At 41.3% G+C, this 12,732-nt stretch carries 10 protein-coding genes; 1 reads left to right on the forward strand and 9 read right to left on the reverse strand.

Annotation, left to right across the window (positions count from 1 at the left end; all coding sequences use genetic code 11):
* Nucleotides 1-364: 364 nt before the first annotated feature.
* The 3 genes from EQG49_RS01810 to EQG49_RS01820 are packed head-to-tail and all read right to left on the reverse strand — an operon-like array spanning nt 365 to nt 2,865.
* Entirely contained in the window at nt 365-904 is a 540-nt protein-coding gene (locus EQG49_RS01810) for a dUTP diphosphatase (protein WP_133362365.1), read from the reverse strand.
* Nucleotides 897-1,985 (reverse strand): hypothetical protein, encoded by a 1,089-nt coding sequence (locus EQG49_RS01815; protein WP_133362366.1) that lies wholly within the window; start codon nt 1,983-1,985, stop codon nt 897-899. Before EQG49_RS01815 ends, EQG49_RS01810 begins: the two co-directional genes overlap by 8 nt.
* On the reverse strand, nt 1,978-2,865 hold the full coding sequence (locus EQG49_RS01820; RefSeq protein WP_133362367.1) for a hypothetical protein: 888 nt from the start codon (nt 2,863-2,865) through the stop codon (nt 1,978-1,980). The genes EQG49_RS01815 and EQG49_RS01820 overlap by 8 nt, the downstream gene beginning before the upstream one ends.
* Before the next feature lie 224 nt (nt 2,866-3,089).
* Between EQG49_RS01820 and EQG49_RS01825 the strand changes: the two genes are divergently transcribed.
* A complete protein-coding gene (locus tag EQG49_RS01825) occupies nt 3,090-3,518 on the forward strand; it encodes a hypothetical protein (protein ID WP_133362368.1) in 429 nt (142 codons plus the stop codon).
* Nucleotides 3,519-3,791: 273 nt separating this feature from the next.
* Here EQG49_RS01825 and rpoZ read toward each other — a convergent pair whose 3' ends face one another.
* The 6 genes from rpoZ to EQG49_RS01855 form a co-directional block, all read right to left on the reverse strand.
* A complete protein-coding gene (gene rpoZ, locus EQG49_RS01830) occupies nt 3,792-4,031 on the reverse strand; it encodes a DNA-directed RNA polymerase subunit omega (RefSeq protein WP_133362369.1) in 240 nt (79 codons plus the stop codon).
* Nucleotides 4,028-4,648: a guanylate kinase gene (gene gmk / locus EQG49_RS01835; protein ID WP_133362370.1), complete on the reverse strand. Its 621-nt coding sequence runs from the start codon at nt 4,646-4,648 to the stop codon at nt 4,028-4,030. The genes rpoZ and gmk overlap by 4 nt, the downstream gene beginning before the upstream one ends.
* A 65-nt stretch (nt 4,649-4,713) precedes the next feature.
* The gene (gene coaE, locus EQG49_RS01840) at nt 4,714-5,313 is read right to left on the reverse strand and encodes a dephospho-CoA kinase (RefSeq protein WP_133362371.1); all 600 of its coding nucleotides are present in this window, start codon (nt 5,311-5,313) and stop codon (nt 4,714-4,716) included.
* Nucleotides 5,314-5,364: 51 nt separating this feature from the next.
* Entirely contained in the window at nt 5,365-6,198 is an 834-nt protein-coding gene (gene mutM / locus EQG49_RS01845) for a DNA-formamidopyrimidine glycosylase (protein WP_133362372.1), read from the reverse strand.
* A gap of 75 nt (nt 6,199-6,273) precedes the next feature.
* On the reverse strand, nt 6,274-8,946 hold the full coding sequence (polA, locus tag EQG49_RS01850) for a DNA polymerase I (RefSeq protein ID WP_133362373.1): 2,673 nt from the start codon (nt 8,944-8,946) through the stop codon (nt 6,274-6,276).
* A gap of 903 nt (nt 8,947-9,849) precedes the next feature.
* Nucleotides 9,850-12,654, reverse strand: a complete 2,805-nt coding sequence (locus EQG49_RS01855) for a helicase C-terminal domain-containing protein (RefSeq protein WP_165964723.1) — start codon at nt 12,652-12,654, stop codon at nt 9,850-9,852.
* Between the last annotated feature and the right edge of the window lie 78 nt (nt 12,655-12,732).

Genomic DNA, 12,732 nt, shown 5'->3' on the forward strand with positions numbered 1-12,732 from the left:
TAGCGAACCAAGCTTCGCAAACATTTGAAGACCGCACTGTGGCTTCAAATGCTTGTCTTCCATCACGGTGTCCAGACTGGTTCCAGCCTCGTAGTGGGATTCAATCTGAGACACGTATCCAAATCCCACGATAGAAAAAAATAGCCAAAATAAGCCTGATTTCTCCTTATCATAAGGTCGAAATCAGGCTTATTAATTTGTGGCAACAGAATTCCCTTTAAGAAAAAAGCACGGCATGATTCGCATTAAATGTTTATCTGGCTGGAATTTTGTATATACCAAACCACAGCAAAACAAATTAATTGCATGTTGCAAAATACCGTTGTTTCAGCCTTAATCCATTGCAAAGAAATTACACTATTTTTTAATAGTCTGCTGCTAAACGCGCTTCGTTTTTTTCGTTTTTCTTCACAAAAGCAGTTTGAATCTCATCTTCAGTGAACCCTAATTCGACAAGACCTAATTTTATGAATGAATGCCACGCATGTGCGTAATCTTGTTGGTTCTTACGATGATATGCGCTCCACAACATCGTCTTGATACCAATATAATGCGCGTTCAAATCACGCTTTGGCATCCGGGCGATCTTTTGCAATTCATCTTCTTCGAGAACAACCAAATGTGTCCATTGCTCCGTCAACGCCAACCATAAAAACATGTCCATCGCGTCAACATATTCTTCCAGTAAAGTTTCCGCGAGCGTCATGTCTGCTTGTGCTTTACCTTTATGTGTTTTCCACGTTTTGAACCATTCAGCTGTATTGGCAATTTCAGCTAATTCAACATCAAGCGCAACATAGACAGTATTACGTAAATCAGCTGGCTTTTGATGAATCTGCTTAACATATGCAATATCTTGGTTAAGCTTGCGTGATAAGCGGAGTAATTCTGTTAAATCAAGCATTGTCATCACTCCCTACACTAGGCATAAGAACTTCAACATTCACTGTCGCGGCAGCCGTTGTTGGCTTTGTCGTTTCAACCGTGGCAATTCCTTCATCCTCAACTTCAGTTGGTTGATCTGGTGCCAAATTATCCATTCCAAAAATTAACGGATTAGACATAATTTCCAATTGTTTACGATCACGTAAATACCATGCCCGAATGAAGTCATAGTCCATTAAGATATCTAACCATGAAAGTAAATTGTTGTCATCGGTAACTTCAAGATGCCATTCATCACGACCGGTCGCTGCATGAGTTTGCATAATATCAATCATCGTCCCATCATGTAAGGCCATGTGAGCGCCGATACCGCGCTTGGCATTTTGCATGATGTAATCAGACTCAGCTGAAAGCACAAACAACTTATCCAAGACGCCAGCTGCGAGTTCAGGTGCCGTAACCTCATAGTGATAGCCGTTAGTGATTTCCAGAATATTGTAGTCCACCATGAATCCAAAGTCTGATTCAAGGAATTGGGCAAACTCCATTAAGGTATGCACGGCGGTCATCAATTTAGCCGCACTCGCTTGCTTACGTAGTTTCACAATAAACAAATTAGTAATATCACGGCTATTAAAGAACAATTGCTTGCGTTCTAAGTTCAAGTAGAACAAACGGTTACCAGAATCAACTTCCGTAAAGAAAGCACCCCCGTTACCGTCGTTGACAATTGTAAATTGGAAACGCGCCAACGTGTCAGCCCCTTCAAGGAACAAACCAAGTTCTTCGTGATCTTGCGCGCTAGCAAGGCTGAACTTATCAATATTGTGAATTTCCAATAAACGTGTCATGAACAAGAGGTACCAGTCACTCATGTTGTACTGGTGTGGAAATGTGATCATGTTCGTGTCTAGCTTAAATGTAAACAACGTATTAGCCGCTTGCAACAATTCAACAGGACTTTGCGTTACAAGTAATTGGTCAACCCATTGCGTGAAAATAATCCCATTTTGCAAGCCTTGCTTAATTTCTTCGTTGTATCCAACCAAACTCAAGCTTGGTGAAATGCCGCCTGGCAAATTTTCTTTTTCATTAGCCATTGTATGCTTCCCCCTCTGCTTGTGCATTGATCAAGTATTGAATGTAATCTTGATACAATGTCCGCGTCCGTTCTTCAAAGTTAGCAAAACTACCAAACTGATCATTAATACTCTTTTGTTCATACATCAAAATTGTATCTTCTTTTGAGTAGAAGAGGATTTCGTCATTATTTTGTGAAATGATGTCGTGCGCGCGGTTCGCTTTTTCATCTTCATCTTGTAATTTAGTTAATTTCTTAACTAATTCTTCACGTTGTTCTTTGGCCTTACCGCCATTAAACAAGCCACCACGGGTATTGTTGGCTTCATCAATTTCAGTTCGTAAACGCGCTTTTTCATTATCTCGGACATTTTGGTTATCAATTAATTTTTGCAAGGCTTCGTTAGCTCGGGTAACATCTTCAATATTACTTGAATTATAACGTAGCCCTTCTGCTGCTAAGGTAACTGACTTGCTGAGCTTACCATATTCAACTTCATCAAAAATGAATTGCAAATCCAATGCATCAAGCAAGCCAAACTTCCGCCGATCCCACCAGTTACCAAAGAAGATTTCAAACACACCTTTTTCATTTTCTTTGTAGTAAAAGAACGGAAATTCAACTGACAGATAATCGATTAATTTTTGGGCTAAGAAATGGCTCAATTCAGGATGGATATTGTAAACCATTTCTGCTAAATCGGCGTTGCCATCAGCATGAATGCCACGGATTAATTTGTTGTAGTGGGCGCTCTTTAGTAATTCATAAACTAGGCGATCATCATGATTTTGTAGCGCCTCTTTTAAAGTTTCCAGGTAACTAATTTTTGCATCTAATTTTCCAACCAGTTCGGGATGGACTGTTGGTTGTTCTGTTGCCAAGTATTCTTCAGTAGCCATAATTTGCTCCCCATGTTTTATATTCTTATCTTTTATAATACCAAGAAATCGTACCTAAGACTTAGTGGTTTAACACTTCTTAAGATTCTAAATGTGATATTCGTAATTTATTCACATATTGCTCATAAATCACCCCTTATTTACACCAATAAGTATGCGATACTTAATCTATGCCTTAATTTTCATCCTGATTAAACTTTAAGACACAAGGAGTGATTAGCATTATGCAAAATTCTAACGATATCATCTCACCAATCAAAAGCATCGAAATTTTTACAACCGATGCCATTGTTGGCTTAACAATTAATTACGAAAATAACCAGATTGAACATTTTGGTGTCGAAACGCCATCTAGCTCAATCATGCTACTTGAAGCTGGTACTTACCTTGAAAGCATCACGGTCTGGCAACAAAGCCACAACAATGAAGTGCCCACTATGACCGGTTTGGCCCTCACAAGTTCAGATGGCACACAAATCATGCGAGGCACCCAAGTTGGCAAATTTTCCACATACGAACAACCAAATCACATCATTTCACGATTGGCTGCTGAATACGTGGACACAGCGCTCGCAAACTTATCAATGATTACATATCAACCGCTCGTTGCTATTACTGCCCGCGCAAGTGAAAAATTAGCTTTAGTTATCTAATCGCTACTATTGCCAACGACAATGGCTATAGTTTTTCTAACGTGGAATTGTCGTTTCTGGCCTTTTCAACCATCGAATTACTGAGGTTCTATTGTCAATGTTTGTTCATACTACTGCAGCCTGTGGTTGATAACTGTTTTCGCTAGTCTGAGCATTATTCCCAACTAACGGAGTGGTCAATTTTATTCCACGCTAAAATAAATAGAGTCATTATTCAAAGTAAAAGGAGCTAAGACGATTTTTTGTCCTAGCTCCTTTTTGCTTTTGCTATTCTTACTTAGCTTTGCTTGCCTTGGCAGCTTCTGCAATTGCATCAGTACCAGGTTCGATGATTACATCGCCAGCTTCAATTTCTTCAAGTGCTTGACCAATCGTCTTCACTGAATCGAAATGTTCTTGGGTAGGTGCGGCACCTGCTTCAAGTTCGTGAGCGCGCTTTGATGCTAATGAAATCAATTTGTAACGTGAATCCACGTTTTCAAGTAATTTGTCTACTGATGGGTATAAAATCATTTTCCTAAGTCTCCAATCATTTCGTTGTATTCTGGCATTACGCGCACAACCCGTAAGCGTTCAGCGCGAATAATATCTTTAATTCGTTCAACTGCCAATTCTACTTCATCGTTAACGACTGCGTAATCGTAATTTTCCATCATCTTGATTTCAGAGATGGCCGTTTCGATCCGTTTTTCGATAACTTCCGCAGAATCAGTTCCCCGACCAACAAGTCGGTTCTTTAATTCTTTTAAATCTGGGGGCGTCAAAAAGATGTACACACCGGTTGGCATCTTTTCGCGAACTTGCATGGCTCCTTGGACTTCAATTTCCAAGAACACATCATGACCTTCGTCCAATGTTTTGTTGATGTACTTAATAGGTGTGCCATAGTAGTTATCAACGTATTGGGCGTATTCAAGCATACCGCCATTCGCAATTTCTTCTTCAAATTCAGTCTTGGTAACAAAATGGTAATCAACCCCATTTTCTTCGCCTACCCGTGGTGAGCGCGTAGTCATTGAGACTGAATATACAAAATCGTTGCCACCTTGATCAAAAATTGCCTTACGTACTGTTCCTTTACCAACCCCAGAAGGGCCGGAGAGCACGATGAGCATGCCGCGTTTCGCCATGACGCAAATCCTCCATTTTTACTTCAAATATATTCTACTATCTTAGCACAATCCACCTATACTGACTATGCCAAAGTATCCAAACGGGTTAATAATTCATCAATTTGACGTTTAGTCGCCGCAATTGACTGTGAATTATCAATCACCACATCCGCCAACTTAACTTTTTCCGCTAGCGCCAATTGCGATTGAATTCGTTGTTTGGCGGCCGCGCTATCCAAAGCATCTCGCTGCATTAGCCTTTGCAGTTGTAACTCGCTCGTCACGTTAACTACGACTAACAAATCAACATTATCGCGGTAGCCCGCTTCAATCAAGACTGGTGCATCAAGCACAATTACCTTCGCACCTGCCGCGCGATATTGAGCTTCTAACTTTTCAATTCTTTGATGGATAAATGGCTGAATTATTGCATTTAATTTATCCAAATCAGTTTGGTGGCCAAAAACAATGGCTCCCAATGCCTGCCGATTTAATGTATTATCCGCATGCAATACCGCCGGACCAAACGTGGTGACAATTTCAGCTAAGGCCGGTTGCCCAGGTTCAACCACTTCACGTGCGACAATATCCGCATCAATAATGGTTAAACCTTTTTCACGTAAATAATTACTAACTGTCGATTTACCACTAGCAATTCCGCCGGTTAATCCAATGATTATCATATCTGCTCCCTTTATTACATGTAAAAAGGACGTTAACATCCACCTATGCCATTATTCGTGAATGACTTGGCACTTTGGACAATACGTTGTGCCACGCTGGGCGACCTTGATTTTCACCAACGGCGTGCCACATCGCATGCACGGTTCGCCAGCACGGCCATACGCTTGTAATTCATTTTGAAATGAACCCGCCTCGCCAAAAGCATTTGTATATGAGTGGACCGTCGTTCCATGGTGTTCTGTCGCGCGCGCTAATTCATCAATAATGTTACGTCGTAGAGCCGTAATTTCCGCCAATGTCACCGTATCAACGGGTTGCTCCGGATGAATTTTTGTTTGCCACAATACTTCATCGACGTAAATATTCCCCAAACCCGCCAGATTACTTTGATCCAACAAAAATGGTTTAATGATTTTACGACTTTTAGCCATAATTTGTTGTAAGTAGGCAACTGTTAAATCAGCATCCGTTGGTTCTGGCCCCATCTTACGAATTCCCGGTACTAATTCCGTTTCCGTTCCGGTTTTAACTAACTGCATCCGCCCAAATTTGCGGGTGTCCATATACCATAAATCAATTTGTTCATCTAAATGAAAGACGACACAAACGTGTTTTTCCAGTGGTTCATCAACTGGTACTGTGTAGTATTTGCCTTCCATGCGTAAATGACTAACCAACGTCAGATTATCACTCAAGCGAAACAGCAAAAATTTTCCCCGCCGCTCAATATCTTCAATTGTGCGCCCGCGTAAGATTAACTTAGCCGCTTCGTTGTCGCCTTCAATCGTTTTTGGCCAAATAATATCAACACTTTGGATTGTTTTTCCTTTTACTAATCGGAGCAAGCCGCGTCGCACCGTTTCAACTTCAGGTAATTCGGGCATCTCATCACATCCCTTCACACATATTTTTATTTAGCTGCCACTATTTGCCTTAAACAAGCTTAACAAATGCGCTAATTACTTAGCATCGTACCATGTTAAACCATGGTGACTTTCGACTTTCAATGGTACATCTAATTGAACCGCTGAGTCCATCACTTTGGGAATCAAGGTAGTTAATTTTTCGATTTCAGCCTTAGGCGCTTCAAATATCAATTCATCGTGTACTTGTAATAGCATCGTGGTCTCTAGCCCCTCTGCTTCTAAAACTGCTTCCATTTTGATCATGGCAATCTTAATAATATCTGCGGCTGATCCTTGAATTGGCGTGTTCATCGCCGTTCGTTCGGCAAATCCGCGTAAATTAAAGTTGCGCGAGTTAATTTCTGGCAAGTAACGGCGCCGATTTGATAACGTTTCAACATAGCCATTCGCTTTGGCTTCCGTAATCACGTTTTCTGTCCACGCCTTTACTCCAGGATATTCTTCAAAGTACCGATCAATAATGCCTTTAGCTTCTTTACGCGAAACCCCGATACTCTGGCTTAAGCCATAATCAGAAATTCCATAGACAATCCCAAAGTTAACCGCCTTCGCCTTACGACGCATCAAACCATCGACTTCTTGTTCTGGTGTTAAGCCAAAAATACGACGGGCAGTCGCCGCGTGGATATCTTCATCATCACGAAAGGCGGCTTGCAAATGTTCATCCCCAGTAATGTGTGCTAACACGCGCAGTTCAATTTGTGAGTAGTCAGCCCCAAAGATTTCCCAATCTGGATGGCTAGGCACGAAGGCTTGCCGAATTTTGCGACCTTCTTCTAAACGAACTGGAATATTTTGCAAGTTAGGATCAACTGATGAGAGCCGGCCAGTTTGCGTCAATGTTTGCAGGTAACGGGTGTGCACCTTTGAATCGGTACTATGCACGACCTTTAACAAGCCATCAATATATGTTTGTTGGAGCTTAGCGACTTGCCGATATTCAAGAATTGCTTCGACAATCGGAGCTTGCGCGGCTAATTGTTCTAACACATCGACTGCGGTAGAGTAACCTGTTTTGGTCTTTTTTATAACTGGTAAGCCCATTTTTTCAAAGAGCACTTCACCTAGTTGTTTTGGTGATTGAATGTTAAATTCTTCACCGGCTTGGCGATAAATCGATTGCTCTAATTCGCTTAAGCGCTCAACTAACTTACTGCCCTGTTCTTGCAGGCGTTGCGTATCGACCGTAATTCCGGCAATTTCCATTTTTGCCAAAACAAACGTTAATGGTAACTCAATTTCATTATAGAGTGGTAATTGTTCATGCTCATTTAAGCGATTAAAGATTTTTTCACGTAATAAATCAATCGCATTGGCTTTGTGAACTAAGTGTTCAAAATAAATATTATCATCTGCGGGAATGGCGTATTTGGCACCTTTACCATAAACTTCTTCATCAGTTTCTACATCGTAAAATTCATGCTCGTGGGCTAGTGCCCCAAGGTCATTATTATTTTCATTAGTATCGACTAAATATGATGCCAATAGTAAATCAAAATCCGTGCCGGCCAACGTAATACCTAAGCGATTCAACAATACATAAGTTGCTTTGGCATTGAAGACGTTCTTTTTGATTAAGTTATCTTCCAGCAAATCACGGAAAGCGGGCATTAATAGTAATTCAACTGAACGACTAACATAATAACCTTGTTCCGCATTACCAACTACAAAACCAACCATCTCAGAAATATGATAATTTTCAGCTGGGGTTTCAATATAAACCGCCACATCCCCGCTTAATTGGCTAATTTCTGCCAAATTATCGGCAGTCACTTCCGTATACTTAAGCACTTTTTGTGGTTCTTTGGTCGTTTCCATATGACCTTGGGATTTTAATTTGGCTAATTGTTGCTTGAAGTCTAAATTTTGATAAAACGGAATAATCGCTTCATAATCCGGACCTTTGTACGCGATATCATCAATTCCAACTTCAAGCGGTGCTTCCGTCCGAATCGTGGCCAAGTCTTGCGACATGAAGGCATTTTCCTTGTCGTTAATCAAATTTTCCTTCATTTTTGATTTCTTCAATTCGTCAACGTGGTCATACAAATTTTCCAAGGTACCCCATTCATTCAATAACTTAATTGCTGTTACTGGACCAATTTTAGTTACCCCAGGATAGTTATCCGCGGTATCGCCGGTTAACGCCTTCATATCAATAATTTGGTGTGGTGTTAACCCATCATACTTCTCAGCCACGTGTGCGGGCGTGTAATTCTCAACTTCGGTGACGCCTTTGATTGTGACCACCACCGTTGTGTTTTCGGTTGCAAGTTGCGTTAAATCCTTATCACCGGTAATAATGGTAACTTGCATGCCGTCAGCTTCACCTTGGCGCGCCAACGTTCCAATAATATCATCAGCTTCATAATCGACTAATTCATACGACTTAATCCCATGTAACTCAACCATTTCCCGTAAATATGGGAATTGTTCTGACAATTCAGGCGGCGTCTTTGAACGGCCACCTTTATAATCATCATACTTATCCGTCCGTAATGTCCGCTTACCAGCATCCCAAGCGACGAGCGCATAATCTGGTTGCATTGGATCAACGATCGTATCTAAAAAATTATTAAATGCGACTAATGCATTAGTATGGAGCCCATCATGGCTAATCATGCGATCGAGCTGGTTATGCATTGCAAAAAATGCTCTGAACGCCAAGCTATTCCCGTCAATTAATAAAAGTTGTTTTTTTACCATTTATTTACCCCTTATCGTACTTACAACATCTTCTGACCGATTGCTGTCGTACACTTCATCAATTCATCTGTCTGTATCATTTTACCCTATTTCAGGTAGGCATACCCATTAAAAAAATCGTATGTTCACAAACAGTTCACATACGATTATATATGGCTAAATTTTTTCTAGCATGGAATTTGGATATGTGTCTCAGCTTGATTCCCACTACGAGGCTGGAAACAGTCTGGACACCGTGATGGAAGACAAGCATTTGAAGCCACAGTGCGGTCTTCAAATGTTTGCGAAGCTTGGTTCGCTAACGCGGTAACCATCTTCACAAATCCATAATCAATAACGAAACCCGTTAATGATTATGCCATCACGGCGCAAGCTAAAGTCCAGCCTCTTCGTTAGTTCGAGTAGGCAGTCTGACTAGTAATATGCCGTAATCCTGGTCGCTGCAAGTTTAGCGGTAATCATACATCTCATCACATTTTATAAATTACACGTCGGACGAAATAGCGCCGTTATTGTGGGCTTGTCGTTTCTGTACTTTTCAATCACCCAATTACTGAGATTTTATTATCAGGGTTGGTTTTTTCATGCTACTGTGACCTGCTTTTCACTAGTTTGAGCATTATTCCGAACTAACGGAGTGGCGGTAAATTGCTTGGCGGGCGCAGCCTTTACACCACAACTGGGGTGATATGTGTGAAACACATGTCACCGCTGAGGATGAGATGAGGAGTCTTAGGAATTTATTCCTTAGGCTCCCAGCTTATCCGAACCTCCCAAGACCGCACTTTGGCTTGGGAGGTTGCTTCCAGCGTGGTGCGCCAAGTAATTTATCGGCACGTAGTGACCAATTTTGTTCAACCCCACGTCAGACAGAATAGCGCCATTCTAAATACTGAACCACTGCTATTCTGTTGGTTTATTAGCATCAAAGAATTTCCGTGCGCTTTTGGCAAGCTCGCTACTAGCAATTTCGCTAACTGGTAACTCATTAGGCAATGCGTTTTGCATCGTTTTTCCATATTGCTTGGTCACAATTCGGGCATCTAAGATAACTGCCAGTCCAATATCGTCTGGTGATCGCAGTAACCGTCCAATCCCCTGCCGCAATTGTAAAATGGCTTTTGGTAGCGCCAAGCTAAAGAACGGATTACGCTTTTGTTGCTCCATCCATTCATTTTGGGCGCGCACGACAATCGAATCTGGTGACTCAAATGGCAACCGGGTTATCACGAGCAATTCGAGTTGTTCGGCTGGCAAATCAATTCCTTCCCAGAAACTGCTCGTTCCAAGTAATACCGAATTATTTTCATCTTTAAAGCGCCGCAAGACTTTTGTCCGGGTACCAGTGACCCCTTGTGCTAAAATATTGAACTCATTCAACCGTTCGTCCGCTTGTAATAAGTGGGTGACCTGTTCAATTGTTTGCAACGAGTTAAACAGAATTAGCGCCTTTTTATGTGTTCCTAACAAGAGACCACTAATCTGACGCGCTAAATAATCCGTGTACAAAAAGTGATTGGTTTCACTTGGATTAGGTGCATCCTTTGCAATTAATAACTGGGCATGGTTTGCATAATCAAAGACTTCCTTAAAGCGCTTCGTGGCGACCATGTTTTTATCTAAATTCAATTGATCATAGATATATTGTGACCGGGCTGAACTAAACAAAGTTGCCCCTACGAAAACTGGTACCTTGAAGTACGGATACAGATTGCGGGTAAAATAATCCTTCGTCGTAATTAAGGCACCGCTCAAAATCAAATTACTGGTATCGTTTTGCACTGCTTCGGATAACCAAAAAACTGACGATTCCGGATAATCTGCTAATTGACCACGTAAATCAATCAACGTCGCCATCCCTTCATCTAGAGCAACCATCGCCCGAATAAATTCCGCCAGCAAAACGCGGTCATTTGCTAGCCAACGCCCACTTTCATCATTGAAAATTTGTTGTAAATTGCCAAAATGTTGGTGAATTTCATTTGTGCTGGCGATTAATGCATTGATTAATTCACCATGATGGCTCAAAAAAGTCACTAATGACTCATTTGTCAGTCGCCGTTCATAGACACCGTGCACTGGCGCGAGCTTCACATTCAATAAGAAACTACGATATAACAACGTTTGCAGCCGATTGATGCCATCGCTTAACTGACGGAGGTTATCGCGCAAACTATTCAATTCGCGACGCCCTGCGGCGATATTATCAAACAACTCAGTTAAATCACGACCATGGCTATTTTGAATTAAGACTTCGAGGTTGTGGACTTGTCCTAAAACCCACCGGAAACGCAATTGCTTTCGGGAAACATGCAACACATCACTAGGTAAGTGTTGGGCTTCATCCACCACCAAATACGGTTCATTCTTAAACTCATTTGCGTGTTTAGCTAAATAAGCATGGTTTACAATTACAAATTGGGCGTGTTTACGCGCATGTTGTAGCCGTGAATAAAAATCATAGGCGCCAAACTGTTGATTAACCCGCGTTGAATGGTGGGTAATTTGATCACGAAAAGCCGGACTTAATGAGCCAATTTGGAGTTCATCTAAATCCCCAGTCGTCGTCTGCGTTAACCATACTAAGAGCCGCATTTTCGTGAATTGTAAAGCAAAGTTTTGATCATCAGTCATTAAACTGCGCTTAAACCGCACTAAATCAAGATAATGGTGTTGGCCTTTGACCACAACCACACTTGGTGTAAAAGTTAATAACGCATCAAGTTGCTCGGTGATTACATTAGCCAACTGATTTTGTAATAATTTCGTCGCAGTTGAAATTACCACTTGTTCTTCACCACCCGCTAAATATGCCATCGGTAACAAATACCCCAAGCTTTTACCTAGTCCAGTTGGCGCTTCTAACAACAGTGGCTTAGCATTTTCGTGCGTAAAATTGTTATAAATTACGTTCATGAACTTCGCTTGTTCACCCCGGTAACTTAATTGATTCCCATAAAGTTTTGTTTTTTCTTTTTTCGTACTTGGGAACTTTACCTGTGTTTCATTTTTGCCTAAATCATCGCGCAATTTTTGTAAGGCCAAGCCATCAACAATCACCAAATCACTCGCTAAAGCGGGATTATGCCGTTCGACGATATCTAAAGCCGTCACGATGACTTCGGCCGTTTGCCGGGGTAGCTCAATTGGCAATTGCTTTAACGCTAATAAAGTCACTAACGGTAATTGTTTAGCTAAGTTAAATAGCTTAATAAACAGCTCTCCGGTGGCGCGGGCATCCGAATCTGCTCGATGGGGATGAATGTGTTCAATCCCTAACAACTGCGTCAAATCAGCTAACCGATACCCTGGTGCGCTTGGTAGCAAAATTTGCGCCAATGGGACCGTATCTACCCCCGCAATGTTTAATGGATCCAAACCAATCCGTTCAAATTCACTATTCAAAAATGGCAAATCAAAATTAATATTATGCGCCACAAACACCGTATTTTGTAATTGGTGCCAAAGCGTTAGTGCCACATCATCAAAAACCGGCGCACTTGCTAACATTGCTGGTGTTAGCGCCGTTAATCGTTGCACCGCTTCAGGAATCGGATGCTCTGGATTAATATTGGTTGCAAATGTGTTCACAATTTTATTGTTCTGCACAAATACCGCACCAATTTGCATAATGCGATCGCCTTCTTTGCTATTGGTACCGGTTGTTTCAATGTCAACAACGGCAAATATTTGGTCTTTTGCAAACACGTACTTTCCTCTCAGCTCTATAATATATGTACAATTTTTATCTTACTGTCTTCTATTTTATCAAATATTCGTTAAAAG

The sequence above is a fragment of the Periweissella cryptocerci genome (genome assembly GCF_004358325.1).
Classification (GTDB): domain Bacteria; phylum Bacillota; class Bacilli; order Lactobacillales; family Lactobacillaceae; genus Periweissella; species Periweissella cryptocerci.